The organism is Chelatococcus sp. XZ-Ab1, assembly GCF_029309855.1.
Classification (GTDB): domain Bacteria; phylum Pseudomonadota; class Alphaproteobacteria; order Rhizobiales; family Beijerinckiaceae; genus Chelatococcus_A; species Chelatococcus_A sambhunathii.
Map to the genome: position 1 here is coordinate 305,774 of NZ_JARKII010000002.1, position 24,837 is coordinate 330,610.

Genomic DNA, 24,837 nt, shown 5'->3' on the forward strand with positions numbered 1-24,837 from the left:
TCTACTCAGCCGCCTCCAGCCTGTCCGCGAGAACGCAGGCGACGCGGCGACCCGGCCCCGGCACGATCACCGGCGGCGGGGCCGTGCGGCAGCGCTCGTCGGCGAAGTCGCACCGCGGCGCGAAGGAGCAGGCCTCGGGCGGCCTCTCGAGCGCCGGCGGCGCACCGCGGATCGCCTCGAGCCGCGCACCCTTGACGGCGCCGTGCAAATTCGCGGCAAGCAGGCCCTTCGTATAGGGATGGCGGGCGTCGCGGATGACCTCGGCGACCGTGCCCGTCTCCACCACATTGCCGGCATACATGACCGCAATCCGGTCGGCGACCTCGACCGCGACGCCGATGTCGTGGGTGACGAAGATGACGCCCATGCCGAATTCGCGTTGCAGCTCGCGCAGGAGGAGCAGGATCTGGATCTGCACCGTGGCGTCGAGCGCCGTCGTCGGCTCGTCGGCTAGCAGCAGCTTCGGCCGGCAGGCGAGCGCCAATGCGATCATGGCGCGCTGGCGCATGCCACCGGACATCTCGTGCGGGAAGACCTTCAGCCGCCGCTCGGGCGAGGGAATGCGCACGCGCGTCAGCATGTCGAGCGCCCGCTCCATCGCCGCCCGGCGGCCGAGGCCCTCGTGGCGCATCACCGCCTCGGCGATCTGGTCGCCGATGGAATAGACGGGGTCGAGCGCCAGCATCGGCTCCTGAAAGACCATGGAGACCGTGCCGCCGCGGTAATCGGCGAGCCGGCGCCCCGAGAGCGACAGGACGTCCACGCCGTCGACCGCAATCATGCCGGAGATGGCCGTGCGGTGCGGCGGCAGCAGGCGCAGCAGCGTCTTGAGCATCACGCTCTTGCCCGAGCCGGATTCGCCGAGGATGGCAAGTACCTCGCCGGGGGCGAGCGAGAGGTCGAGGCCGTTGACGGCGTGCACCGTGCGCTCGCCGGAGAAGGTGACATTGAGATCGCGGATGTCGACGAGAGGCTTCGTCATGCGGCGGCTCCGACGGCCGAATGGCCGGAGCCGGCCACCAGCATGTGGCAGGCGGCGACGTGGGCCTCCGCTCTCGCCTCCCCTCCCCGGGCCTCGCCGGGAACGGACGCCAGCGCCGGCTTCACCGCCGTGCAGACCGCTTCGGCGAAGCGGCAGCGGGTGTGGAAGCGGCAGCCCGTGGGCGGATCGATGGGGTTTGGCGGGTCGCCCGCCAGGGGCGGCTCCTCGGTGCGCGCATCCGGGTCCATCGACGGCATCGCGGCAAAGAGCGCGGCCGTGTAGGGATGCGCTTTACGGGCGTAGACCGCCTCCGCCGGGCCGATCTCCACCACCTCGCCGAGATACATCACCATCACCCGGTCGGAGATGTAGCGCACCACGTTGAGGTCGTGCGAGATGAAGACATAGGTGAGGTCGCGCTCCTCCTTGAGGTCGGCGAGGAGGTTCAGCACCTGCGCCTCCACCGACTTGTCGAGGGCCGACACCGCCTCGTCGAGGATGACGAGGCGCGGCGCCATGGCGAGCGCCCGCGCAATGTTGACGCGTTGGCGCTGACCGCCGGAGAGCTCGTGCGGATAACGGCCGGCAAAACGCGCCGGCTCGAGGCCGACACTCGCCAGCAACTCGCGCGCCCGCCGCCGCGCCTGCCCTTCGCTCATGCCGTGCACCCTGGGGCCGAAGGCGATGGAATCCTCGATGGTGAGGCGCGGGTTGAGCGAGGCGTAGCTGTCCTGAAACACCATCTGCACGCCGCGGCGCAGCTCGCGCAGCGAAAGTTCGTCGCCAAGGCGGTCGCCGTCGAAGATGATGTCGCCCGCGTCGAGCGCGATGAGGCCGACGAGGAGGCGCGCCGTGGTCGACTTGCCGCAGCCGGATTCGCCGACGATGCCGAGCGTCTCGCCCTTCACCACCTCGAAGGAAACGCCGTCGACGGCGTGCACCGTGCCGGTGCGCCGGCCGAAGAAGCCGGAGCGGATGGGGAAATGCCGCCTGAGGTCGCGCGCGATGACGAGCGGCTGCTGCGGGCCGCCGCGGTCGGGCAGCGGCGCAACGGGGGCAAGGTCAGTCGCGGACATTCATCGCACTCCTGAGGCCGTCGCTGACGAGATTGAGGCAGAGCGACGTGACGAAGATCATGAGCCCCGGCAACGCCGCCACCCACGGGTTGATGTAGATGGCCGTGCGCAGGGTGTTGAGCATCAGGCCCCATTCCGGCTCCGGCGGCTTGACACCGAGGCCGAGGAAGGAGAGCCCGGCGGCGAGGATCATCGAGACGCTGGTGAGGCTCGTCGCATAGACGAAGATCGGCCCGAGCACGTTGCCGAGGACATGCACGCGCACGATGGTGAAGGCGCCCGCCCCGGACGCCCGCGCCGCATCGACGTAGTCGAGCGAGCGCACGCTCGCCGTGACGCTCTCGGCGACGCGGGTGATCGGCGGCACGAAGACGATGGTGAGCGAGACGAGGCTATTGACGATGCCGGCCCCGAGCGCGCCGGATATGGCGATGGCGAGCAGCACCGAGGGAAAGGCGAAGAACACGTCGACGAGGCGCATGATGACGGTGTTGGTGCGCCCGCCGACATAGCCGGCGACGAGGCCTAGTACCGTGCCGATGCAGAAGGCCGCCACGACGGGCATTATGCCGAGGAAGAGCGTGAGCCGGCCGCCGTAGACGAGGCGGGCCAGCATGTCGCGGCCGAGCTCGTCCGTGCCGAGCGGGAAGCCGGGCGTGCCGATCCTGCGCAGACGCCGCGCCATGCTGCCGGCATAGGGGTCGGCCAGGCCGAGATAGGGCGCAAAGATCGCCGCGAGGATCAGCAGGAGGAGCAGGACGGCGCAGCCGACGGCGACCGGATCGCGCCGGAAGCGGCGGGCGACGCCCGACCAGTAGCCCTGCGTGCGCTCCACCGGGGCGGCGATGCTCTCGGTGATGACGGCCATCGTCATGTCCTCTTGATGCGCGGGTCGATCACCGTCTGGGCGAGATCGACGAGGAGGTTCACGGCGACGAAGGAGAGCGCCAGCACGAGGATGGTGCCCTGCAACAGCGGCAGATCACGCTGGAAGATGGCGTTGGAGAGCAGGAAGCCCGTGCCCGGCCAGTTGAACACCGTCTCGATGAGGATGGAGCCGCCGAGGAGATAGCCGAGCTGCAGGCCCATGACGGCGAGCGCCGTGGGGGCGGCGTTGCGCACCACGTGGCGCAGCACGCCGCCGTGCATCAGCCCCTTGGCATAGAGCGCCTGGACGAATTCCTGCGAGAGGATGTCACCGACGAGGGCGCGCACGGTGCGCGCAACGATGCCCATGGGCACGACGGCGAGCGTCACAGCCGGCAGGACGAGATAGCGCAGGTGCTCCGCGTCCCAGCCCCAGTCGCGCGAGCCGCCGGGCCCCGCCCCCATGGCGGGCAGCCAGCCGAGCGTGACGGAAAAGACGATGACGAGCACCATGCCGAGCCAGTAGTTCGGCACCGAGACCCCGGTGATGGCGAGGGCCGTGACGGCCCGGTCGACACCGGTGTCGCGGAAATAGCCGGCGACGAAGCCGCAGAGGAGCCCGAGCGGAAAGCCGATGAGGCTCGCCGCCGCGGCGAGCACGAGGGTGTTGCCGACAGCGGTCATCACCTCCCCCGCCACCGGCCGGCCGGTGGAGATGGAGCGGCCGAGGTCGCCCGTCGCCGCCTTGGCGACCCACAGGCCGAACTGCACCGGCAACGGCTTGTCGAAGCCGTAGGCGGCGCGCATCTCGGCCTCCTGCTCGGCCGTCGCGTCGAGCGGCATCACCGCCACGAGCGGATCGCCCGGGGCGATGTGCACGAGCATGAAGCAGATCAGGCTGACGCCGAGCGCCACCGGGACGACATAGACGAGGCGCCGGAGAAGATATGCGAGCATGCGTCGTCCACCCTTCGTGAGATGCGCCGCATCCGTTCGATGCCCGGAAGCAAGGGGCGCGGCGGACCCGGCCGGCATGGCGCCGGCCGGGAGCGCGGGGGGTCAGTCCATCGTGATGGAGCCGAAGTTCTGGTACCAGTTCTGCGCCTGGACGAAGCCCTTGACCTTCGTGCTCATGGCGCGCGGCGCGACGTCGTGCGTGACCATCAGGAAGAGTGCCTCGTCGACGAATTTCTCATGCGTGCGCCGCATCACCTCGTCCTGTGCGGCAGCATCGAAGGTGGTGCGAATCTCCTTGAAGAGGGCGTCCATCTCGGGGTCGCAGTAGTGGCCCCAGTTGGTGCCGTTCGGCGGCCTGAGATCGCAGGCGAGGTGCCGGATGAGACCGGTGAAGGGATCCTGGATGAAATAGCTGAAGTTGATCGACTGCGTGCCCTTGGCGCTCTCGTGCCCGGCGCCGGCGCGCCAGATGTTGATCATCGTGTTCCATTCGACGACCTCGAACTCGACATCGATGCCGACCTCGGCGAGGTTCTGCTGGATGAACTCGTTCATCGGCAGCGGCAGCATCTGGCCGGAGCCGGAGGGCGAGATCAGCGCCTTGACCTTGAGGCGCTTGTCAGGGCCGTAGCCGGCTTCGGCAAGCAGGGCCTTCGCCGCCTCAGGATCGTACTTCACCTCGAAGGTCGGCTCGCCGAACCATTGCGAGCCGGGCGTGAAGAACCCCTTGGCCGGGAGCATCAGGCCGCCGAGCAGCTCCTTCATGCCTTCGCGGTCGATGGCGAGATTGGCCGCCTTGCGGATGCGGATGTCGTTCCAGGGCGAGCCCTCGAGGCGCGACAGGTGCCACGTCCAGTTGTGCGGCAGGGCGTTGGAGACGATCTGGTGGCCGGCCCCCGTCAGCGCCGGGATGACGTCGGGTGCCGGGGCCTCGATCCAGTCGACCTGACCGGACAGGAGCGCGGCCGAGCGCGCATTCGGCTCCGGCAGGGGCACGAGCACCATCTTATCGAGCTTCGGCACCCGGCTCTGGTCCCAATGGTCCTTGAACGGCACGAGATCGGCGCGCTCGCGCGGCACGACGTCGGCCAGCATCCAGGGCCCCGTGCCGGACGGCTTCTTGGCGACCGCTTCCCAGCTCTTGCCGAGCGCCTCCCAGTTGGCGGGCGAGGACATTAGGATCCAGGCGAGCTGATAGGGCAGCGTCGCATCCGGCTCCTTGGTGACGATCTCGAGCGTGTACTTGTCGAGCGCCTTGTAGGCGGCGACGGCGGGAATGCGCGACTTGCCCTGCGCCGCCTGGCGTGGGTCGTATTGCGGGCTCTTGTCATCGAGCAGCTTGTCGAGGTTCCACACCGCCGCCTCGGCGGTGAACGCGCTGCCGTCGTGGAACTTGACGCCCTCGCGGATCTTGAAGGTCCACCTGGTCTTGTCCGCCTCGTCCACCTTCCATTCGGTGGCGAGGCCCGGGATGAGGCCTGACGGCTTGTCGGCGCTCGTCAGGTCCCAGTTGATGAGCGCGTCATACAGCGTATAGCCGATGAAGCGCATGCCCTCGCCGCCGTTGTCCGTCTGGCCGGTGGTCAGCGGAATGTCGGAGGCGGTCATGCCGATGCGCAGCGTGCCGGCGGCAAACGCCGGGGCCGCCAGCGCCGTTCCGGCCAGGACCGCCGCGGCGAAGGCCGTTCTCAGTCGCCCGATACCCATGCTCTAAACTCCTTCCTGTCCTCTCGTCTTGTCGCTCCGATCATTCGTCGCGGATCGGATGAAGGATGCGATGGCGGCCGCGCCGACGATCCCGGGGCGGCCAGGGAGCGGGAGAGGCCGGCCGAGCCGCACCTGGCGCAGCCGCTCGCGCTCGCCCTCCCACACGGCCATCAGGAATCCGGCCGGCCGGTCGGCCGTGGTGAGCGGCGCATGCCAGACGCCGGGGCCGTAGACGATGGCCTGGCCGTGCCGGCCGACGAAAGCGGCGAGCGTCCCCGCCGCGACGGTACCGTCCTCGCGCGCCAGGGCCACGACGACGAGCGGCGCACAATCCTCGAGCGGCAGGAAGGCCTGCGCCGAGAAGGGATGGCATTCGAGGCCGGCGATGCCGGCCCCCGGCGGCCGCGGCGAGACAGCGAAATGGGCGAGGCACAGCCGCGCCGTCGGATCGCGGCTCTCAAGGTCGAGGAGCGCGTCGCGACGCCGGGCATGGCCCTCGTTCACGACGGCGGCCGCGCCGACCTCGATGACACGGCCGTAGGGCGCGAAGGCAGCCGCGGACAGCGGGCGCCAAGAAACGCCCGGCGTCGAGGAATTGGCGTCCTGCCCCGTCTCGCCAATGCCGTTCATGTCGGCCTACGCTCCAAGTTCCGGGCCTGATGTTCCGGAGGTGATGTTGCAGACTTGCCAATCCCGGTGCCGGCCAGCATGGTGACGAGCCGGACTGACCGGTCTGACCAGTCAAGGCTGCGATCTGCCGCTTTCCGGTTCAAGCAACAAGTCTAGGCAGCGGCGCGCGAAAATTGGTCAACGGAGCACCGCGAAGGATGAGACGGGAGGCAGGAAGGTGACACCAGCCATGCCGCGCGGGCGCGAGCATCGCTCCGTACCGATGAAGACGGCAGAGGCCATCGAGGCCATGATCCGGGCCCGCGGTCTCGCCCCCGGCGACCAGTTGCCGGCCCAGCGCACGCTTGCCCAGGATTTGGGCATATCCCGCCCCTCGCTGCGGGAGGCCCTCTCCGTGCTCGAGACGCTCGGCATCGTGCGCATCGAGATCGGCCGCGGCGTCTTCGTCGCACCGCGCGAGGAAGGGCCGAAGGCGCCGTCGTGGCGCTTCAGGGAAAGCTTCACGCTCGCCGAGGTCTTCGAGATGCGCCTTGCCGTGGAGGGCCTCGCCGCCATGCTCGCGGCGCCCCGCATGCCCCAGCCGGCTCGCGAGACACTGGCCGCCTCTGCCCAGGCCATGGGCAATGCCGCCCGGCGGGGCGATGTCGTCGGCGCCGCGGAGGCGGACACCGTCTTCCACGACCTCGTCGTCGCCCATTGCGGCAACCGCCTCCTGCAGGAGGTGCACGGCCGCACGCACGCGCTGACCACCGAGAGCCAGCGCGTGCCCATGGTCGCGCGCAACAGCCTGTTCAACACGGCCGACGAGCATTTCGCGATCCTCGCCGCCTTCGTCGAGCGGAACGGCGAGCGCGCCCGCGCCGCGATGGAGGCGCACATCCGCGCCGCCGCCGGGCGCGCGGGGATCCACCTCGGCGCCGGTCCTGCGGTGCCGATGCTTCAGGCGGTGCCGTAGCAGCGCCGGTCGTGGTCGAGCACGGCCGCGAGCAGCACCTGCGCTCCCGCGCGGCATTCCTCATAGGACGTCGCCTCGGCCTCGTTGTGGCTGAGCCCGCCGGCGCAGGGCACGAAGATCATCGTCGTCGGTGCGATGCGCGCCACATAGGCCGCGTCGTGGCCGGCGCCGGAGACGATCTCCCGCCAGGAGAGCCCGAGCCCGTCCGCGACCCGGCGCACGGCATCGACGAGGGCCGGGTCGAAGGCGACGGCAGGCGAATTCCACACCTGCCGCAGGGCGTGCTCCAGACCGCTCGCGCGGCCCGCCTCCTCCACCGTCGCGAAGAGCGCCTCCTCCATGACATCGAGCGCCGCATCGTCGGGATGACGGAAGTCGACGGTCAGGAAGACATGGCCGGGAATGACGTTGCGCGAATTGGGGCCGACCTCCACGAGGCCCACAGTGCCGACGCCGGGCGGATGCGTTCGCGCGATGGCCTCGACCGCGCCGATGATGCGGGCCGCGCCGACCAGCGCGTCGCGCCGCAGGGACATCGGCGTCGAGCCCGTATGCGCCTCCCGTCCCGTCAGCGCGATCTCGTACCAGCGCATACCCTGCACGCCGGTGACCACGCCGATCGCCTTCTCCTCCGCCTCAAGGATCGGCCCCTGCTCGATGTGCAGTTCGAACATGGCGCCGAAGGCCGTGGACCCCACCTTGGCCGGCCCGCGATAGCCGATCTCATCCAGTGCCTCGCCGAAGGTCACGCCCTGCCTGTCAGTGCGGCTGTCGGCATAGGCGCGATCGAAGACGCCGGCATGGACGCCCGAGCCGAGCATGGCGGGCGAGAAGCGCGAGCCCTCCTCGTTGGTCCAGTTGACGAGCATGAGGGGCGCGTTCGTCTCGTAGCCGGCCTCGTCCAGCGTACGCAGCAATTCGAGCCCGGCGAGGACGCCGAGGATGCCGTCGAACTTGCCGCCGGTCGGCTGCGTGTCGAGGTGGCTGCCGACGGCGATCGGCGGCACATCCAGCCTGCCCGGCCGCACGGCGAACATGTTGCCGACCTCGTCGACCGTGACCGTGCAGCCGAGGTCCTCGCAGGCGCTCTTCAGCCAGTCCCGTACCTGCCTGTCGCGGTCCGTCAGCGCCAGCCGGTTGATGCCGCCTTTCGGCGTGCCGCCGATGGCCGCCGTCTCCATGATCGACCGCCACAGGCGGTCGGGATCGATCGTCAGGTTGTGCATCTGCTCCTCATTGCCGGTTCGACCTTCCGGCAACGGGAGCAAAAGCCGTACCGCTTTCCCTAAACCTTTCCTATGCAATTGAACCGGAAAGGCTTCCATCCTTTTAAACAGAACATTTTCTTCGCGCCAAACCGGCATCCACTTCGGCGCAAATTCGGCGCAAAATGCGTTAGAGCGGCTTCAGATTGGCCTCGATCGCCGCCCGCTGCGGCTCGAGGAAGGGCGGCAGCGCGAGCTTCTCGCCGAGGCTGTCGAGCGGCTCGTCGACCGCGAAGCCGGGGCCGTCGGTCGCGATCTCGAAGAGGATGCCGTTCGGCTCGCGGAAGTAGAGCGAGCGGAAGTAGTAGCGTTCCACCTCGCCGCTGTTGGGCAGTCGGACGGAGCCGAGCCGCGCCGCCCAGGCCGTGAGGCCCTCCCTGTCCGGTGTGCGGAAGGCGACATGGTGAACACCGCCCGCCCCCTGCATCGCCGGCCCGAGGCCGGGCTCGACGAGGACGTGCAATTCGGCCGCCGGGCCGCCCTCGCCCATGGCGAAGACATGCAGCGTGGTGCCGCCGTCGACGGGATGAACGCGCTCCGGCCGCATGCCGAGCACCTCGGTGAGAACGAACTGCGTCGGCGCGAGATCGGGCACCGAAAGCGTGATCGGTCCGAGGCCGCGGATCTGATGATGTGCCGGCACGGGGCTGTCCGGCCACGGATGGCCCTCGCCAGAACCGCCGTCGTCGACGAGGTGGAGGCGCTGGCCCTCCGGGTCCTCGAAGACAAGTGCGGCGCGCCCCGCCCGCTCACCGATCTCGCCGACCGTGCAGCCTGCCTCGGCAAGATGCTCGCGCCACCAGGCGAGGCTCTCCTCGCCCGCGACCCTGAGGCCGGTGTTGACGATGGCATGGGTGCCGCGCCGCTCGCGCCCCACGGGCCAGTCGAAGAAGGTCACGTCCGAGCCGGGCGAGGCGGCGCCGTCGCCGTAGAAGAGGTGGTAGGCGGAGGTATCGTCCTGGTTCACCGTCTTCTTGACGAGGCGCATGCCGAGCACGCCGGTGTAGAAGCGGTGGTTCTCGCTCGCCTGCGCCGTGATCGCCGTCAGGTGGTGAATGCCCGTCAGCGTGTGATCCATGGCCGTTCTCCTCGCCGAAGCCTCAACGACATATCGGCGGGGAGGCGGGCATTGCAATGTCAGCGCCGGGAATTGTCCCAGGGGGACGGTCAGGCCCGGATGCCTGCCAGGATAAGATCGACGACGTGGGCCCGGCGCTCGGCGATCTGCTTCTTCGACATCAGGTCGCGGTCGAGGATCACCGACAGGGTGAAGATGTTGGAGAAATAGAAGAAGGACACGCCGGCAATCGAGATCCACAGCTGCGCCGGGTCGATGCCGCTGCGGAAGACGCCGGCCGCCACGCCCTTGTCGAGAATGTCCTGGATCATGCCGATGAGCGGCGAGTGCATCGTCTTGATGCGCGTCGAGCCCTTGAGATGGCGCGCCTGGTGCAGGTTCTCGCTGTTGAGCAGGTTGATGAAGGTGCGCTCGCCGACAAAGGAATCGAAGGTGAAGGCGACAAGCGCCCGCATCGCCTTCTCCGGCGCGAGTTGCTCGAGATGCAGGCGCAGTTCGGCCGTGCGCACGCGCTCGTAGGCCGCCTCGAGCACGGCGAGCCACAGCCCGCGCTTCGAGCCAAAGTAGTGATAGATCATGCGCCGGTTGGCGCCCGAGCGCTTGGCGATGGCGTCGATGCTCGCACCAGCGAAGCCCCGCGAGGAGAACTCCACCGTCGCGGCGGCGAGGATGTTGCCGCGCGTCCGCTCGGGATCGCGCGTGCGCACCTCGCGCTTCGCTACCGCGCCTTCGGGCGCCGCTGTCGCCTCGGCGGCCTTCGTCTTCGCCATGCCGTCGTTACGCTCCACTGCCCCGGCGTGACGAAAGACGCCCCGCCCCTTCTAGACTGCCGACCGATGGCGGGCGATGCAGGTCGCCAGCACCTCGTCCATCGGCCTTGCCCACCAGTCCTCGGAAAATATCTCGACTTCCGCATAACCCGCGTAGCCCACCGCTTCAACTGCGGCGCGGATGGGTTTGAGGTCGATGACGCCGTCGCCCATCATGCCGCGGTCGAGCAAGAGGTCGCGCGTCGGCACCAGCCAGTCGCAGACATGATAGGCGAGCATGCGCTCGCGCCCCGCCCGCGCGATGCCGGCGAAGAGGTCCGGGTCCCACCATACGTGATAGACGTCGCAGGCGACACCGAGAAAGCCGGTGCGAGCCGGATCGAGCCGGTCGCAGATGTCGAGCGCCTGGCCGAGCGTGTTCACGCAGGCGCGGTCGGCGGCGTACATCGGGTGCAGCGGCTCGATGGCGAGCGGCATGCCGATGGAGCGGGCATAGTCCAGCAGTTCGCCGATGCCGTCCTCCACCATGATGCGCGCCGCGCCGAGGTCCTTCGACGGGGCCGACCCCGGCCGCGAATATTGCGGCAGGCCGCCGACGACGAGGACAAGGCAGGGCGCGCCGAGGGCCTTCGCCTCGTCGACGGCGCGGCGGTTGTCGTCGCGCATCTCCGCAAGATGCGCCGCATCGCTCGGGAACATGCCGCCACGGCAATAGCCGGAGAGTTCGAGTCCGGCTGCCTTGACGGCAGTGACCGCCCGATCGAGCCCGACAGCCGCCACCTGGTCGCGCCACGGCGAGATGGCGCGGATCTCCGCCCGCGCGCAGGCGTCGATGATGGCGAGAAGGTCGCCTTGCTTGCGCACGGTCGCCGTGTTGATCGACAGGAAGCGGTGGTCCCGCGAGAAGTCGCGCAACGCCGCATCCGCGACGGTGGAAGCGATATGGTTCATGCCCTCATCCTTCCACGCCGCGCGTCGCGAGCACGTGGCGCATGCGCCTGACCGCAAGGGCCGGATCGCGCAGCAGGCCGGCCGCATCGGCGAGCCGGAAGAGCTCGGCGAGATGCAACGTCGAGCGCGCACTCTCCTGGCCGCCGACCATGGTGAAATGGTCCTGCCAGCCGTTGAGATAGGCCATGAAGACGACGCCCGTCTTGTAGAAGCGCGTCGGCGCCCGGAAGATGTGGCGCGACAGCGGCACCGTCGGCGACAGGATGTCGTGGAAGGTCGCTTCGTGCCCCCTGGCGAGGCTGACGAGCGCGGCCGAGGCTGCCGGCGCGATGGCATCGAAGATGCCGAGCAATGCGTCGGAATAGCCCTTGTCGTCGCCGGCGATCAATTCGGCATAGTTGAAGTCGTCGCCGGTATACATGCGCACGCCCGGCGCAAGGCGCCGGCGCATGGCGATCTCGCGGTCCTTGTCGAGCAGCGATATCTTGACGCCGTCCACCTTGGCCGCATGGGCGTTGATGATGGCGACCGCCGTGTCCATGGCCACCGCGAGCTCGCGCGTGCCCCAGTAGCCGGCGAGCGCGGGATCGAACATGTCGCCGAGCCAGTGGATGATGACGGGCTCGCGCGCCCCCGTCAGCAGCCGGTCGTAGACGCGCACGTAGTCGTCGGGCCCCGCCGCCACGCGGGCGAGCGCCCGCGAGCACATGAGGATGATGCGCCCGCCGACCTTCTCGATGGCCTCGAACTGCGTCTCGTAGGCCGCGATCACCTCGTCGACGCTCTTCACTGCGGCAAGGTCGAGATGGTCCGTACCGGCGCCGGAGAAGACGAGCGCCCCGCCGCGCGCCTTCGCCGCCGCGACCGAGCGCGTGATGAGATCGAGCGAGGTCGGCCAGTCGAGGCCCATGCCGCGCTGGGCCGTGTCCATGGCCTCGGCGACGCCGAGGCCGAGGTCCCACAGGTGCTCCCGGTAGGCGATGGTGCGGTCCCAGTCGATGGCGCAGTCGAGCCACGGGTCCGCCTCGCGCAGCGGATCAGCGACGACATGCGCCGCCGAGAAGGCGACGCGGTTCATGGGGCCGGCCGCGCGCTCGGGAAAGTCGCGTGGCGCACGCGGCCGGAAGGTCTCGAGCGACCGGTCGGCGCGCGGCAGACGGATGGTGAGGCTCTGGTCGACGACGTTCATGGCCTGTTTCCCTGCCCTCACTCGGCCGCCTGGGCCCGCGCCGCCTTCAGCGGCAGCGGCGGTACGTCGACCCAGCGGCGCTCGCGCCAGCTCTCGAGCGCGCATTCGACGAGCTGCACGCCCTTGGCGCCCTCGTGCAGCGTGTACTTGTAGGGCGCGCCCTCGACGACGTGGCGGATGAACATCTCCCACTGGGTCTTGAAGCCGTTGTCGTAGACGGCGGTCTCTGGCACCGGCTGCCAGTCGGCATAGAAGTCGTGCGTCTGCTTCTGGTCCGGGTTCCACACCGGGCGCGGGGTGCCCTGGCGGGCCTGCATGACGCAGTCGGTGAGTCCGGCCACCGCCGAGCCATGCGTGCCGTCGACCTGGAAGGTGACGAGGTCGTCACGATAGACCCGTACGCACCAGGACATGTTGATGTGGGCGATGACGCCGCCCTCGAGCTCGAAGGTGGCATAGGCGGAATCGTCGGCGGTCGCCGGGTAGGACTTGCCACGCTCGTCGACACGCGCCGGAATGTGCGTCGCGCCGAGGCAGGAGACGGCCTTCACTTCGCCGAAGAGATTGTCGAGCACGTAGCGCCAGTGGCAGACCATGTCCAGGATCATGCCGCCGCCGTCCTCGCTACGGTAGTTCCAGGACGGGCGCTGCGGTGCCTGGCCCCAGTCGCCCTCGAAGACCCAGTAGCCGAACTCGCCGCGCACCGACAGCATGCGGCCGAAGAAGCCGGAATCGCGCAGGAACTTCAGCTTCTGCAAGCCGGGCAGGAAGAGCTTGTCCTGCACCACCCCGTGCCTGACGCCCTTGGCGTCGGCAAGCTCGCAGATCCGGAGCGCCTTGGTGAAGTCGGTGGCGATCGGCTTCTCGCAATAGATGTGCTTGCCGGTGGCGATCGCCTTCTCCAGCAGTTCCGGCCGCATCTGCGTCGTCGCCGCGTCGAAGAAGATGGTGTCGTCGGGATTGGCGATGGCGGCGTCGAGGTCCGTCGTCCAGCGGGAGATGCCGTGGGTCTTGGCGAGCGCCTCGACCTTGTCGGCATTGCGGCCGACCAGGATGGGGTCGAGCTGCACGCGCGAGCCGTCCGACAGCGGCACGCCGCCCTGCGCGCGGATGGCGGCGACCGAGCGGATGAGATGCTGGTTGAGCCCCATGCGGCCGGTGATGCCGTGCATGACGATGCCGAGAGTACGCTGGCTCATGATGTCTGCCCTTCGAGAATGGATTGGGAAGTGAGGCGCGCGAGGCTGCCCCAGATGGGTTCGGCGCCGCCGGCAAGGCCGGGAACGCGGAAGAGGGAACGGGTGGCGAGCGCGCCGCTGCCGGTCGCAAGCCGCAGGCGGCCGCCGCGCTCCTCGTAGAGGTCGGGATGGGCGGTAGCGAAGGCCTCAGCCTCTTCCGCCGGCGCCGGCCCGAAGCCGTCGACATAGTGATGACCGTTGCGCTCGACGTGGCCGAGGCCGAGGAGCGCGACGAGCGCCGTGTCCTGCTGCACGCCGAGGCCGGCCTGGCAGGTGAGGTCTTCACCACTCAGGAAGCAGTGACCGGGGCGCCCTGCGGCCTCGTTCAGCGCCCGGGCCCGCACGGCATTGAGGAGCGACTTGTAGAGGCCCTTGCAGGCCTTGGACGAGACGCCGCGGTAGCCGCGTGCCACCGCCTCGGGAAAGGCATCGTAGGTGCCGTCCGCCTCGTCGATGATGAAGGCCATGCCCTCAGCGACGTCGCCGAGGTCGTGGGCGAGGGTCGTGGCACGGTCGAGCGGCTGCTCGACATACATCAGCCGCTCGCGCAGGGGAGCAAGGGCGGCATCGGACGTGAGCGCCTCGACGAGCGCCGCGAGGCCGGGAAGGTCGTATTGCTCGTTGGCGTCGAGCGTCACGCCCGTGATGGTGCCCGCCCGCGCCATGATGCCAGCGATCTGGGCCAGGCGCGCCCGGTCCTGCGCAACGTCGCCGCCGAGCTTGAGCTTGAGGTAGCGGAGCGACGAGCGCGCGATCTCGCCGGGCAGCTCCGCAAGGTCGTCGCCGAGGCCGACCGTCCAGCGCAGGGCAACCTCCGCCCGCGGCGCGAGACCGGCGAGGAAGCCGTCGATCCGCCCGGCCTCGATGTCCGGCGTCAGCCGCGCATCGAGCCCCGGCAGGTTGCGCCTGAGACCCGTCGCGGCGTCGACGCCGAGCGCCTTGAACAGGGCATCGAGGATCGCCTTGTCGATGACGGCGGGGCCGTAGCCGCGCACCAGCGCCGGCGCCGCATCCTGCGCCGTCTCGCCGACCGTGCGGGCATGATGCCCGAAGGCCGTGTCGAAGCCGCGGGCATCGCGATAGACCGCCGCGGCCCGCGTGAGCCCGGCGCGCAGGTCGTCGATGGTGTCGGCGGGGCTCTTCGCCGGGTTCTTGTCGAACCACTTCGGCATCATCATCTCGGCCGCGGCGCCCGTCGCGATGCCGTGGCCCTCGACCTCGACGGTGACGCGCACGAAGGCCTGCGGCGCCGCCGTCACGCTCACCGCGCCGAAGCGGAAGGCATGCGTGAACGGCATGAGCCGCTCGAAACAGGCGATGTCGAGGAGGCGAAGCCGTGGGGCCATGGCGTCAGTCCAATGCGCCGCGGGCATAGAAGTGCCCGCGGATTTCCTTGGTGATCTCGGCGAAGGACCGCTCGCCCATCATCTCCAGCGAACGCGGCCGCGGCAGGTCGACCTTGTAGATCGCCTCGACCGTGCCGGGACGCGACGACATCACCACCACCCGGTCGGCGAGGAATACCGCCTCCGGGATCGAGTGGGTGATGAAGATGATGGTCTTGTTGGTCTCGCCGTGGATGCGCTGCAACTCGAGGTTCATGTGCTCGCGCGTCATGGCGTCGAGCGCCCCGAAGGGCTCGTCCATCAGGAGCAGCGCCGGGTCGTGCACCAGCGCCCGGCAGATGGCGGCGCGCTGCTGCATGCCGCCCGAGAGCTGCCAGGGATACTTGTCCTCGAAGCCCTTGAGGCCCGCCGTCTCGAGCAGTTGGTGCGCCCGGGCGAGATGCGTGGCGCGGTCGAGGCCGCGCACCTCGACGGGCATCATGACGTTGCGCAGCAGCGTGCGCCAGGCGAGCAGGACCGGGCTCTGGAAGACGATGCCGACATTGTCCGGCGGCTCGCGCACGGCCTCGCCGTCGATGCGCACCTCGCCCTCGGTCGGCGCGATGAGGCCGGCGAGAAGCTTCAGGAGCGTGGACTTGCCGCAGCCCGAGGGGCCGACGACGGCGATGAACTCGCCCTCGTCGACGTCGAGGTCGACCGGGGACAAGGACGGCACGTCCCCGGCCCGCGTGCGGTAGGTCTTGCTCAGGCCACGGATCTCGATGAGACGGCGCGTCCTGGCCGGCTCGTCCCGGCTGATCACGGTGAAGCGGCGCGCAGCGGCAGGCATCGCGGCACCCCTCACTGGCTCGCCGCGGGCAGGAAGTCGTTCGTGTAGAACGCCTTCGGATCCCCGGCCGACGCCGCCTCGACGCCGCCGTACTGCACCAGGAGCTCGACCGTGTCGGCCATGATCTTGTCGCTCACCCGCCACGGCCGCTGCCCCTTGGTCTCGTCCGTGTGGTAGAGCGGGATCGTCAGCTCGAAGCCTTCCTGCAGGGTCTCCTTCTTGCCCGCCTTGGGCAGGGCCTCGAGCACGGCCTCGGCCGCCTCGGCCGGGTGCTTCTCGGCATATTCGATCGACTTCGTCGCGGCCGCCATGAAGCGGCGCACGAGATCGGGGTTCTCGCCGAGCATGTCCTTGTGCACGAAGATGCCGGACGAGACCATGTTGATCCCGTAGTCGGCAAACATCACCGGGAAGACGTCCTTGCCGGTGGCGTCCTTGATCTTCATGCTCTGGTCCATGGCATAGCCGAGGAGCACGTCGGCGCGCCCGTTGATGACGGCGTTGAGCTTCGTCTGGGCGTCGCCGGAGACGACCTGGAAATCGCCCTCCTTGAGGCCCGTGCGCTTGAGGAACAGGGGCCAGATCTGCGACATGGAATCGCCGGGCGTCATGGCGACGGTCTTGCCCTTGATGTCGTCGGGCGTGCGGATGTTCTTCTCGGAGAAGCCCATGACGGACATGGGGCTCTTCTGCAGGGCGATGCCCGTGGCGACGACGGGCGCGCCCTTCACGGCGGCGCGGATCATGGTCGGCACGTCGGCATAGCCGAAGGGCACCGTCTTGGCCGCCACCGCCTGCACGGTCAGCGCCGAGCCCCTCCCCTCCTGGATGTCGAGGTCGATGCCCTCCTCCGCGAAGAAGCCTTTCTTCTTGCCGAGATAGAAGGGCGCGTGCTCGCCGTAGACATACCAGTTGAGCAGCAGCACCGCCTTGTCGGCGGCCTCGGCCTGCGCGCCTGCGAGAAACGCCGCGATACCCGCCAGGGACAAGATCTTCACAAACCGGGCCTTCAACATGATGTCCTCCCCATAAGCTCTGTCGGAGCGTTGCTTTGGTGCTCCCGTCTTGGCGCGGGATGAGGATCAGGCGGTCGCGATGACGTCGGCGCGCTGGCTGGCGTGCCAGGGCACGGCCAGGCGCTCGACGAGGTCGACGATCCAGAACAGGACGACGCCGATGAGGGCGAGGATGGTGAGCGCCGCGAACATCGTCGGCAGCTCGAAATTGCCGATGGAGCGCTGCAGCACGAAGCCGATGCCGGAATTGGCACCGACGAACTCGCCGACCACGGCTCCGACCACGGCGAGCGTCACCGACACCTTGAGGCCGGAGAAGATCGACGGCAGCGCGTGCGGCAGGCTGACGATGATGAAGGTCTGCAGCCAGGAGGCCTTCACCGAGCGGGCGAGGTCGCGCATGTCGGGCTCGACCGACTTGAAGCCCTGCACGCCGGCGACGACGACGGGGAAGACGCCGAGCAGGAAGGCGCAGATGACTTTCGGCGCCATGCCGAAGCCGAACCAGACGACGAGCAGCGGCGCCACCGCCACCTTCGGGATCGACTGCGAGAAGACGAGCAGCGGATAGAGATAGGCCTCCACCGTGCGCGAACCGGCGATGAGCATGGCGAGCGGAATGCCGACGGCGACCGAAAGGGCAAAGCCGCCGATGGTGGCAATCGTCGTCGGCATCGATTCGGCGAGCAGCATGTCGCGCTCGTGGACGAGGACGAGGATGACGTCCCACGGCTTGGGCACCAGATAGGGCGGGATGGCGAAGAGCCTGACCGCCAGTTCCCATAGAACGACGACGACGACCATGAGACCCACCGGCCGCACCCAGGCCGAATCGAGCCATTGCACAAGCATGCGTCCGCTCGCACGAGAACCCGCGGCTGGGGCCATGGTGCCGTCCTCCCGATGAAGCGCGAGAATCGCGCGGGCGTGTGATCACGCTCTTAAGTAACTCATCAGGTAGTTACTATTGGGCGAGAGCGGCGACCTGTCAAGCACCGCCCGGGCAAGGCCCGTGACGCTGCGGCGGCGCCGGGAACGGCGCCAGGCAATGAGGCAGTGGCTATGGACCGGAAAAGAGCGGTTACACAGCAAGAATGCGGCCGCGCCTCTCCCGCAGCGGAAACTGGGCAAGGCCGGGGTCCGCCTTCTGATGTGCAAGTCCGACTTGCATGCGGGGAGAAGGGTCAACGGGCCATCCGAGGCCCTGGTATCAGGCGAAGCAGACGACCTCCTGAAGGAGCGTCAGACGAGCCCGGCGGCGCGCGGGTCGCGGGTGGCGAGGCGCTTGAGGAGATAGTCGATCTCGGCCACGGCCATCTCGGACAAGCGGCCCGCCGGCTTGCGCTGCGCATCGGAGGCGAGGATGCCGCGGCGCATCATGACATATTTGCGGACGGCGAGGCCGACGCCCGGCTGCTGCTCGTAACGCAGCAGCGGCAGATGCGCGTCGAAGATGTCATGGGCCGCATCGCGCTCGCCGCGCGCCTGCAACCGGACGACGTCGATCAGCATCTCGGGGAAGGCATAGCCGGTGTTGGCGCCGTCGGCGCCGCGCTCCACCTCGAAATCGAGGAAGAGGCCGCCGTTGCCGCACAGGATCGCAATCGGCCGCATGGACCCGTCCTGCTGGAAGCGGCGCAGCGCCGAAATCTTCTCGAGGCCAGGCCAGTCCTCGTGCTTCAGCATCACGCAGGAGGGATTGTCCATGACGATGCGGCGGATGACGCCGGGCGTCATGACGACCGAGAGCGTCAGCGGATAATCCTGGATGACGAAGGGAACGTCGGTGCCGATCGCCTCCACCGCCTGGGCGTAATAGGTGACGATCTGGTCGTCGGTACGCAGCGACGACGGCGGCGCAATCATCACGCCGGCTGCACCAAGATCCATGGCCGAGCGCGCCATGGCGCGCATGGCGGCGAAGCCCGGTGCCGAGACGCCGACGATGACGGGCAGGTTGCCGACGCGCGCGAGGCAGCGCCTGACGAGCGCAACCGATTCCTCGACCTCCAGCTTGGGCGCCTCGCCCATGATGCCGAGCACCGTCAGGCCGTCGGCGCCGATCTCGCGATAGAAGTCGAACAGCCGGTCGACGCTTGCCCAGTCGATCTCGCCCGATGGGGAAAAGGGCGTCGGCGCGATGGGGAACACGCCGCGGGCTTCATTGGTGAGGGGCATGGTCGTCTCCGTGACAATCGCTCGGGCGGCTTCGGGATAGCACCCTTCCTGCCCACTCATCGCCGCTGGCCCTTCGAAATAAAATCTCTATTGTTGTTTCTTCAAACGATAGATTTCCTGTTCGATGGATACGCGCTTCCTCGAGAGTTTCATCGCCGTGGCGGACCACGGCTCCATGGCCGAGGCGGCACGGCGCCTCGCCATCACGCCCGCCGCCGTGGCCCAGCGCGTCAGGGCGCTCGAGGCCGAGCTCGGCACCTCCCTCCTTGCCCGTGCCGGGCGCACCATGCAGCCGACGGAAGCCGGTGCCGCCGTCATCGAGCGGGCGCGCCGCCTCCTCAACGACGAACGCGAGCTCAAGGCGCTCGCCCTCGCCGACACGCCGGCGGGCGAACTGCGCATCGGCGCCATCGCCACCGCTGTCACCGGCCTTCTGCCGGGCGTGCTGGCACGCCTCGCCGCCAACCATCCGCAGGTCGAGATCTATGTGCAGCCGGGCAACTCGATCGAGCTCTACGATCGGGTGATCGGCGGCGAGCTCGATGCGGCGCTCATCGTCGAGCCGCCCTTCGCGCCGCCCAAGACCCACGCCTTCGTCCTGCTGGGGGAGGAGCCCATCGTCCTCGTCGCGCCGGGCGAGCGGGCGAGAGAGGACCCGCTGCGGCTTCTCGCGAGCGAGCCCTTCATCCGCTACGACCGCAACCACTGGGGCGGGCGGCTGGTCGATGTCGCGCTGCGCCGGCTCGGCATCCGGCCGCGCGAGCGATTCGAGCTCGACGCGCTCGATGCCATCGCGGTGCTGGTCGACCGCGGCCTCGGCGTCGCGCTGCTGCCCGACTGGCCGCCGCCCTGGCCCGAGGGGCTCGCCATCGCCAAGCTGCCGGTGTCGGGCCTCGCCATCACCCGGCGCATCGGGCTGATCTGGCCGCGCAACTCGCGGCGCCGGCGGCTGATCGAGGCGCTCATCGGCGAGGCGCGCGGGCGCTAGCGGGATAACGGCCGGCCGAGCGGGCGCAGCGGCGGCGCCGGCGGCAGCAGGCCGCGAATGTCGCTGAAGGGAAAGCGCGGCGAGAAGGAGAAGGCCTCCGCATAGGCGCCGCCGTCATAGCCGCACTGCAGCGCCCGAAAGCGGTTCCAGCCCGTCACCGCCTCGACGAAGCGCTGCGGCCGCTGCGAGGCATGCGCCGCGATGGCCGCGCATTTGGCGGCGAAATGGGCCGAGATGTCGACATAGATCGTCGGCGCAGCCTCGACCCCGAGCAGGGTGTCGGCGAAGAGCACCGGCATGCGGAAGCGCGCAGCGTCGCTCACGAGGCGGCTGAGCGCCCGATGGTCCGGGTGATAGTCGTTCGGCGCATGGGTCACGACAAGGTCGGGCGCCATCTCCTCGATCAGGGCGGCGATGCGGCCGGCAACCGCCCGGTCTTCGGCCAGGGCGCCGTCCGGCGCGTCGAGGAAGACCGGCGTGACGCCGAGGATGGCCGCGCCGGCCAGCGCCTCGGCCCGGCGGGTGCGGCGCAGAGCCTCCTTCTCCCCCTCCCCTCCGGCGGCGCCATCCGTCGCGATCACCCAGCCGATGTCATGGCCTGCCGCCTGGTAGGTGGCGAGGAGGCCGAAGAAGAAGATCTCGACGTCGTCCGGATGGGCGCCGAAGCCGATGATGCGCATGGTTCCCCCTCGCGCCTCAGGCAGCGGCGCTCGTCGCCAGCGTCTCGATGAGGATCGCCGCCGTCCAGGTGAAATTGCCGCCGCCGAGGCCCTCGCCGGTCAGGGGGTCGTAATATTCGGCGAAGCCGTTCTCGACGAGCGCCAGGCTGTCGGCCCGCACGGCAGCCGCATCCGCGGCGAAGCCGCAGCGGTCGAGCCCGTCGGCGAGAAGATAGTTGATGATCAGCCAGCACGGCCCGCGCCAATAGCGCTTGGCCTCGAAGCGTGGATCGGTGGGATCATGCGTCGGCACGCCGTAGCGCACGTGCGTGCGCAAGGTGCGGATGCGATCGCGCATCGCGGCGCGCTTCTCCGCATTCCCCAGCCCGGCGAGGAGGGGCAGGAGGCCGCCCACCGAGGGGCTTGCGATCAGCTGTCCGGCAACGCGATCGAACGGCAGGTACTGGCGGAGATCGGCGCTCCAGAGACCATCGAAGGCCGCGCGCGCCCGCGCCGCCCGCGCCTGCGCCTCCTCCGCCAGCGCCTTGTCTCCGAAGCGTTCGGCGAGGTGCGCAACGTCCTCGTCGGAGCGGACGAGGATGGCGTTGATGGCCGGGTCCACGACCTGGAAGGGGGAGGCGTCGTGCAGCAGGCGGTTGTCCCAGCCGAGGTCGCGGAAGCGCTGCACGAGCCACAGGTAGCGGTCGTACTCAGCCTTGTGCGGCCGTTCGGCGGCATCGACGTGCTGGGTGTCGCGACGAACGTAGGGCTCTACGCCCTCGGTCGGCACGCGTGCCAGGGCGTCGTCCCAGTCGATGCTGTTGTCGCGGCCCGATTCCCAGGGATGCAGGATGGCGACGAGTCCCGAGCCGGCGGGATCGCGCATGGCGTGGAACCAGCGGTGCCAAGCGGCGATCTTCGGCAGAAGGGTCCGCGCCTTCTCCTCCGCGAAGGCCTGATCGGCGGCCGTCTCGACGAGGCGGCGCAGCACGAGGCCGGCGACCGGCGGCTGGGTGATGCCGGAGGTCGGCGTCGGCCGGCCGGTGCGCCAGACGTCGGGGCCGGGAAAATAGCTGTCGTCCGGCGTGTGGAAGACGATGTGCGGCACCATGCCGTCCGGCCACTGGTGGGCGAAGAGCGTCTCGATCTCGAGGAAAGCGCGGCGCTCGTCGCTATGGCGCTGGCCGAGGGCGGTCAGGCAGGAATCCCAGTTCCACTGGAAGGGATAAAGCCCCTTTGTCGGTACGGTATAGGCGCCGCGATCATTGTCGGCGACGATCGCGGCGGCGCGCGTCCGCAGGGCCTCAAGGGAATGGGTCGTCATCTCATGCTCCGGTGACGGGTTCAGGCTGTGTGATCTCGGCCAGGCTTGCGCCGCTGTCGGCGTCGAACCAGCGCGCCCGGCCGGGCCGCGGCGCGAGCACCAGGGTTTCACCGGGACGCACGGCAAGATCGTTGTCGAGCACGGCGCGGAAGAGATGGCCGGCGAGGTCCATTGTCACGAGCTGGTGCGGACCGAGCGGCTCCACAACCTTGACGCGGCCGGCAAAGCCCTCGCCCGCCGGCGCGAGATCCTCGGGCCGGATGCCGAAGGCAAGAGCCCCGTCGCTCGCCGGCGCATGGCGGAAGAGATGGCCGGCGACGCGCGCGCCCTGCCCTTCCCGGCTGGCGGGCAGGAAGTTCATGGGCGGGTTGCCGATAAAGCTGCCGACGAAGCGTGTTGCGGGGTGGTGATAGACCTCGGGCGCCGGCGCCGCCTGGACGATGCGGCCTTCGTGCATGACGGCGATGCGGTCGGCGAGGCTCATCGCCTCAACCTGGTCATGCGTCACGTAGATGGTCGTGGTGCGGCTCTCCTGGAGCACGCCCTTGAGCTCGGCGCGCATCTCGAGCCTGAGGAGCGCGTCGAGGTTGGACAGCGGCTCGTCCATCAGGAGCACCGCGGGCTCCACGGCGAGCGCGCGGGCCACGGCGACGCGCTGGCGCTGACCGCCGGAGAGCTGGCCGGAATAGCGCTTCAGCAGCTCCTCGATGTGCAGCATCCCGGCAACGCGACGCACCTTCCGCTCGATCTCAGCCGCCGGAATCTTCTGCATGGCGAGGCCGAAGCCGATGTTGTCGAACACCGTCATGTGCGGAAAGACGGCGTAGTTCTGGAACACCATGGCGATGCCGCGCCGGCGCGGCGGCAGGCCGTCCACCCGCCGGCCGCCGATGCTCACCGTGCCCTCGCTCGCCGTCTCGAGCCCGGCGATAATGCGCAGGAGCGTCGTCTTGCCCGAGCCGGAGGCGCCGAGAAGGACGACGAACTCCCCGTCCGCCACTGTGAGGTCCACGGCGTGCAGGGCCTGGTGGCTGCCGAAGCGCTTGGCGACCTGCCTGATGTCGATATCGGCCATTCGGTTACCCTTTGCTCACCGCCTAGCGGTTGGCGATGCCCCAGAGGGAGAAGAGATACTTGCGCACGGCGAAGAGGAAGAGGAGCGCCGGCACGATGAGGACGGCCCCGCCGGCGAACTTGAGCGGCAGGGGCGAGACATCGAGGCTCTGCAGCAGGAAGGCCGTCAGCGTCTTGTTCTCGATGGTGAGCACGGCCGCGGCGAAGACCTCGTTCCACGAGATGACGAAGGCGAAGATGCCCGCCGCCGCGATGCCCGGCAGCGCCAGCGGCAGCACCACCTTGCGGAAGGCGGAGAGCCGCGAGCAGCCGAGCGTCCAGGCCGCCTCCTCGAGCTCCTCGGGAATGCTCATGAAGAGCGAGGCCATGATGAGCACGGCAAAGGGCATGGCGAGCGTCGTGTGGACGAGCGCAAGGCCGATGATGGTGTCGTCGAGGCCGACGCGGATGAAGAGCACCGTCAGCGGCAGGGCGAGGAGCGGCAACGGGAAGGCGCGCGTCATCAGCACCGCGAGGCGGAAGAGGTTCGCGCCGGGGAAGCGGAAGCGCGCCAGCGCATAGCCGGCCGGCGCGCCGAGGCCGATGGACAGCACCATCGTCAGCCCGGCGACGAGGAAGGAGTTAAGCAGCGCCCGCGGCACGCCGGCGTAATTGGCGAAGAAGGCGAGGCTCGCGAGGTCGAACTCCGGCACCAGCGACTTCGGCCAGGCCGTCACCGCCGCGACGGAGCCGAGCGCGTTGACGACGAGAAGATAGATCGGCACCAACACCCAGGCGACGAGCACGATGACGGCGCTCGCCATGACGAGCCGGCTGCTGCTGCGCGGCTCGGCCCGCGTCGGGGCTTCGGCTTCGGTGGTTGCGAGGCTGGTCATGCCGCGGCCTCCCGCGTGCGGTCGCGCAGCGCCCACAGGAAGAAGACCGTGAAGGCGAGCGAGATGGCGAGGATGACGATGGCATAGGCCGAGGCCACCTTGTGGTCCTGCAGGTCGAACTGCCAAGAATAGGTCTCGCCCATCAGCACCGGCAGGTTGTTGCCAGCGAGGACGGCGACGACGGCGAAGACCTCGAAGGCGAGGATGGTGCGCAGGATCAGCGCCGTCTGCAGGCTGGGCCTGAGCAGCGGCAGGGTGATGAGGAAGAAGCGCTTCAGCGGCCCCGCGCCGAAGACCTCGGCCGCCTCGTCGTATTCCTTCGGGATGAGGCCGAGGCCGGCGACGAGGATGACGAGCACGATGGCCGTGGCGCGCCATACCTCCGCGATGACGACCGCGACGAACAGCCCCGCCGTGTTGCGGTAGTCGAGCAGGTTCTGCGGGCCCGGGATGATGCCGAGGTCATAGAGGATGCTGTTGAGGAAGCCATTCTGCTCGAGCAGCGCGAACCAGATGAGCCCGGCCGCGAGGTCCGAGATGCCGAGCGGGATGGTGAAGACATAGAGGACCACGTCGCGCCCGCGCCTGAGGCGCGTGACGAGGCTCGCCATGACGAGCGCGAGCGTGATCTGGATCGGCACGACGACGAGGGCGAGGCCCAGCGTGTTGCTGAGCGCGGGCATGAACTTCCAGTCGTCGGCCATCGTCCTGAAATGCGTGAAGGTGAAGCCATCGTCGCTCGTGAAGGCCTCGAGGACGACCTGCACGAAGGGCACGAAGAAGAAGGCCGCGAGAAATAGGCTCGCGGGCAATATGAGCAGGTAGGGCAGCACCTTCTGGCTGCTCAGCAGTCTTTGCATCGCACGCCTCCGCGGTGTCGGCC

The 24,837-nt window shown here is 69.1% G+C and carries 24 protein-coding genes; 2 read left to right on the forward strand and 22 right to left on the reverse strand.

Annotated features, from left to right (window positions below):
• Position 1 precedes the first annotated feature (1 nt).
• The 6 genes from P2T65_RS04820 to P2T65_RS04845 all read right to left on the reverse strand — a co-directional run bounded on the left by P2T65_RS04820 (position 2) and on the right by P2T65_RS04845 (position 6,219).
• Entirely contained in the window at positions 2–982 is a 981-nt protein-coding gene (locus tag P2T65_RS04820; RefSeq protein WP_276199315.1) for an ABC transporter ATP-binding protein, read from the reverse strand.
• Complete coding sequence (locus tag P2T65_RS04825) at positions 979–2,058, reverse strand: oligopeptide/dipeptide ABC transporter ATP-binding protein (RefSeq protein ID WP_071924634.1); 1,080 nt, start codon at positions 2,056–2,058, stop codon at positions 979–981. Before P2T65_RS04825 ends, P2T65_RS04820 begins: the two co-directional genes overlap by 4 nt.
• On the reverse strand, positions 2,045–2,932 hold the full coding sequence (locus P2T65_RS04830; RefSeq protein WP_276199316.1) for an ABC transporter permease: 888 nt from the start codon (positions 2,930–2,932) through the stop codon (positions 2,045–2,047). Before P2T65_RS04830 ends, P2T65_RS04825 begins: the two co-directional genes overlap by 14 nt.
• Positions 2,929–3,882, reverse strand: coding sequence for an ABC transporter permease (locus tag P2T65_RS04835; protein WP_276199317.1), 954 nt, complete (start codon positions 3,880–3,882; stop codon positions 2,929–2,931). The genes P2T65_RS04830 and P2T65_RS04835 overlap by 4 nt, the downstream gene beginning before the upstream one ends.
• Positions 3,883–3,984: 102 nt before the next feature.
• Positions 3,985–5,589 carry an ABC transporter substrate-binding protein gene (locus tag P2T65_RS04840; protein WP_055458726.1) on the reverse strand — a complete coding sequence of 535 codons (1,605 nt, stop codon included), beginning with the start codon at positions 5,587–5,589 and terminating at the stop codon, positions 3,985–3,987.
• Positions 5,590–5,592: 3 nt separating this feature from the next.
• Positions 5,593–6,219 carry an ureidoglycolate lyase gene (locus P2T65_RS04845; RefSeq protein WP_276199318.1) on the reverse strand — a complete coding sequence of 209 codons (627 nt, stop codon included), beginning with the start codon at positions 6,217–6,219 and terminating at the stop codon, positions 5,593–5,595.
• A 217-nt stretch (positions 6,220–6,436) separates the two neighbouring features.
• Here P2T65_RS04845 and P2T65_RS04850 point away from each other — a divergent pair, with 217 nt between their 5' ends.
• Complete coding sequence (locus tag P2T65_RS04850) at positions 6,437–7,174, forward strand: FCD domain-containing protein (protein ID WP_276199319.1); 738 nt, start codon at positions 6,437–6,439, stop codon at positions 7,172–7,174.
• On the opposite strand, the gene P2T65_RS04855 is transcribed toward P2T65_RS04850, so the two are convergent.
• From P2T65_RS04855 to P2T65_RS04905, 11 genes are all read right to left on the reverse strand, one after another.
• Positions 7,159–8,400, reverse strand: coding sequence for a Zn-dependent hydrolase (locus P2T65_RS04855; protein WP_276199320.1), 1,242 nt, complete (start codon positions 8,398–8,400; stop codon positions 7,159–7,161). The two genes, P2T65_RS04850 and P2T65_RS04855, sit on opposite strands and share 16 nt — an antisense overlap.
• Before the next feature lie 169 nt (positions 8,401–8,569).
• Positions 8,570–9,517, reverse strand: a complete 948-nt coding sequence (locus tag P2T65_RS04860) for a ring-cleaving dioxygenase (protein ID WP_276199321.1) — start codon at positions 9,515–9,517, stop codon at positions 8,570–8,572.
• Between the two features lie 89 nt (positions 9,518–9,606).
• Positions 9,607–10,287, reverse strand: coding sequence for a TetR/AcrR family transcriptional regulator (locus P2T65_RS04865; RefSeq protein WP_082464753.1), 681 nt, complete (start codon positions 10,285–10,287; stop codon positions 9,607–9,609).
• 51 nt (positions 10,288–10,338) lie between these two features.
• On the reverse strand, positions 10,339–11,202 hold the full coding sequence (locus tag P2T65_RS04870; RefSeq protein ID WP_071924788.1) for a sugar phosphate isomerase/epimerase family protein: 864 nt from the start codon (positions 11,200–11,202) through the stop codon (positions 10,339–10,341).
• 40 nt (positions 11,203–11,242) lie between these two features.
• A complete protein-coding gene (locus P2T65_RS04875) occupies positions 11,243–12,427 on the reverse strand; it encodes a dihydrodipicolinate synthase family protein (protein ID WP_055458721.1) in 1,185 nt (394 codons plus the stop codon).
• Positions 12,428–12,444: 17 nt separating this feature from the next.
• Positions 12,445–13,626 (reverse strand): Gfo/Idh/MocA family oxidoreductase, encoded by a 1,182-nt coding sequence (locus P2T65_RS04880; protein WP_276199322.1) that lies wholly within the window; start codon positions 13,624–13,626, stop codon positions 12,445–12,447.
• Positions 13,623–15,011, reverse strand: coding sequence for an enolase (locus tag P2T65_RS04885; RefSeq protein ID WP_276199323.1), 1,389 nt, complete (start codon positions 15,009–15,011; stop codon positions 13,623–13,625). Before P2T65_RS04885 ends, P2T65_RS04880 begins: the two co-directional genes overlap by 4 nt.
• A gap of 4 nt (positions 15,012–15,015) precedes the next feature.
• Entirely contained in the window at positions 15,016–15,840 is an 825-nt protein-coding gene (locus tag P2T65_RS04890; protein WP_276199324.1) for an ABC transporter ATP-binding protein, read from the reverse strand.
• 11 nt (positions 15,841–15,851) lie between these two features.
• Positions 15,852–16,856, reverse strand: a complete 1,005-nt coding sequence (locus P2T65_RS04895) for an ABC transporter substrate-binding protein (RefSeq protein WP_276199325.1) — start codon at positions 16,854–16,856, stop codon at positions 15,852–15,854.
• A gap of 66 nt (positions 16,857–16,922) precedes the next feature.
• Positions 16,923–17,708: an ABC transporter permease gene (locus P2T65_RS04900; RefSeq protein ID WP_276199326.1), complete on the reverse strand. Its 786-nt coding sequence runs from the start codon at positions 17,706–17,708 to the stop codon at positions 16,923–16,925.
• A gap of 390 nt (positions 17,709–18,098) precedes the next feature.
• The gene (locus P2T65_RS04905; protein ID WP_055458968.1) at positions 18,099–19,034 is read right to left on the reverse strand and encodes a dihydrodipicolinate synthase family protein; all 936 of its coding nucleotides are present in this window, start codon (positions 19,032–19,034) and stop codon (positions 18,099–18,101) included.
• A gap of 124 nt (positions 19,035–19,158) precedes the next feature.
• Between P2T65_RS04905 and P2T65_RS04910 the strand changes: the two genes are divergently transcribed.
• Positions 19,159–20,022 carry a LysR family transcriptional regulator gene (locus P2T65_RS04910; protein ID WP_071924643.1) on the forward strand — a complete coding sequence of 288 codons (864 nt, stop codon included), beginning with the start codon at positions 19,159–19,161 and terminating at the stop codon, positions 20,020–20,022.
• On the opposite strand, the gene P2T65_RS04915 is transcribed toward P2T65_RS04910, so the two are convergent.
• Genes P2T65_RS04915 through P2T65_RS04935 form a run of 5 tightly spaced genes read right to left on the reverse strand, consistent with a single transcriptional unit; the run spans position 20,019 to position 24,805 of the window.
• Positions 20,019–20,702, reverse strand: a complete 684-nt coding sequence (locus tag P2T65_RS04915; protein WP_055458715.1) for a PIG-L family deacetylase — start codon at positions 20,700–20,702, stop codon at positions 20,019–20,021. The genes P2T65_RS04910 and P2T65_RS04915 overlap by 4 nt on opposite strands.
• Positions 20,703–20,718: 16 nt before the next feature.
• Complete coding sequence (locus tag P2T65_RS04920; protein ID WP_055458714.1) at positions 20,719–22,005, reverse strand: trehalase family glycosidase; 1,287 nt, start codon at positions 22,003–22,005, stop codon at positions 20,719–20,721.
• A 1-nt stretch (position 22,006) separates the two neighbouring features.
• Positions 22,007–23,080: an ABC transporter ATP-binding protein gene (locus P2T65_RS04925; RefSeq protein WP_055458713.1), complete on the reverse strand. Its 1,074-nt coding sequence runs from the start codon at positions 23,078–23,080 to the stop codon at positions 22,007–22,009.
• 22 nt (positions 23,081–23,102) lie between these two features.
• Complete coding sequence (locus P2T65_RS04930) at positions 23,103–23,954, reverse strand: carbohydrate ABC transporter permease (RefSeq protein ID WP_276199327.1); 852 nt, start codon at positions 23,952–23,954, stop codon at positions 23,103–23,105.
• Positions 23,951–24,805, reverse strand: a complete 855-nt coding sequence (locus P2T65_RS04935) for a sugar ABC transporter permease (RefSeq protein ID WP_276199401.1) — start codon at positions 24,803–24,805, stop codon at positions 23,951–23,953. Before P2T65_RS04935 ends, P2T65_RS04930 begins: the two co-directional genes overlap by 4 nt.
• Positions 24,806–24,837: the final 32 nt, after the last annotated feature.

What these genes read in the sequence shown, in the direction of transcription:
- P2T65_RS04820 (WP_276199315.1), bottom strand. Translation starts at nt 982, where the DNA reads ATGACGAAGCCTCTCGTCGACATCCGCGATCTCAATGTCACCTTCTCC.
- P2T65_RS04825 (WP_071924634.1), bottom strand. Translation starts at nt 2,058, where the DNA reads ATGTCCGCGACTGACCTTGCCCCCGTTGCGCCGCTGCCCGACCGCGGC.
- P2T65_RS04830 (WP_276199316.1), bottom strand. Translation starts at nt 2,932, where the DNA reads ATGACGATGGCCGTCATCACCGAGAGCATCGCCGCCCCGGTGGAGCGC.
- P2T65_RS04835 (WP_276199317.1), bottom strand. Translation starts at nt 3,882, where the DNA reads ATGCTCGCATATCTTCTCCGGCGCCTCGTCTATGTCGTCCCGGTGGCG.
- P2T65_RS04840 (WP_055458726.1), bottom strand. Translation starts at nt 5,589, where the DNA reads ATGGGTATCGGGCGACTGAGAACGGCCTTCGCCGCGGCGGTCCTGGCC.
- P2T65_RS04845 (WP_276199318.1), bottom strand. Translation starts at nt 6,219, where the DNA reads ATGAACGGCATTGGCGAGACGGGGCAGGACGCCAATTCCTCGACGCCG.
- P2T65_RS04855 (WP_276199320.1), bottom strand. Translation starts at nt 8,400, where the DNA reads ATGCACAACCTGACGATCGATCCCGACCGCCTGTGGCGGTCGATCATG.
- P2T65_RS04860 (WP_276199321.1), bottom strand. Translation starts at nt 9,517, where the DNA reads ATGGATCACACGCTGACGGGCATTCACCACCTGACGGCGATCACGGCG.
- P2T65_RS04865 (WP_082464753.1), bottom strand. Translation starts at nt 10,287, where the DNA reads ATGGCGAAGACGAAGGCCGCCGAGGCGACAGCGGCGCCCGAAGGCGCG.
- P2T65_RS04875 (WP_055458721.1), bottom strand. Translation starts at nt 12,427, where the DNA reads ATGAACGTCGTCGACCAGAGCCTCACCATCCGTCTGCCGCGCGCCGAC.
- P2T65_RS04880 (WP_276199322.1), bottom strand. Translation starts at nt 13,626, where the DNA reads ATGAGCCAGCGTACTCTCGGCATCGTCATGCACGGCATCACCGGCCGC.
- P2T65_RS04885 (WP_276199323.1), bottom strand. Translation starts at nt 15,011, where the DNA reads ATGGCCCCACGGCTTCGCCTCCTCGACATCGCCTGTTTCGAGCGGCTC.
- P2T65_RS04890 (WP_276199324.1), bottom strand. Translation starts at nt 15,840, where the DNA reads ATGCCTGCCGCTGCGCGCCGCTTCACCGTGATCAGCCGGGACGAGCCG.
- P2T65_RS04895 (WP_276199325.1), bottom strand. Translation starts at nt 16,856, where the DNA reads ATGTTGAAGGCCCGGTTTGTGAAGATCTTGTCCCTGGCGGGTATCGCG.
- P2T65_RS04900 (WP_276199326.1), bottom strand. Translation starts at nt 17,708, where the DNA reads ATGCTTGTGCAATGGCTCGATTCGGCCTGGGTGCGGCCGGTGGGTCTC.
- P2T65_RS04905 (WP_055458968.1), bottom strand. Translation starts at nt 19,034, where the DNA reads ATGCCCCTCACCAATGAAGCCCGCGGCGTGTTCCCCATCGCGCCGACG.
- P2T65_RS04910 (WP_071924643.1), top strand. Translation starts at nt 19,159, where the DNA reads ATGGATACGCGCTTCCTCGAGAGTTTCATCGCCGTGGCGGACCACGGC.
- P2T65_RS04915 (WP_055458715.1), bottom strand. Translation starts at nt 20,702, where the DNA reads ATGCGCATCATCGGCTTCGGCGCCCATCCGGACGACGTCGAGATCTTC.
- P2T65_RS04920 (WP_055458714.1), bottom strand. Translation starts at nt 22,005, where the DNA reads ATGACGACCCATTCCCTTGAGGCCCTGCGGACGCGCGCCGCCGCGATC.
- P2T65_RS04925 (WP_055458713.1), bottom strand. Translation starts at nt 23,080, where the DNA reads ATGGCCGATATCGACATCAGGCAGGTCGCCAAGCGCTTCGGCAGCCAC.
- P2T65_RS04930 (WP_276199327.1), bottom strand. Translation starts at nt 23,954, where the DNA reads ATGACCAGCCTCGCAACCACCGAAGCCGAAGCCCCGACGCGGGCCGAG.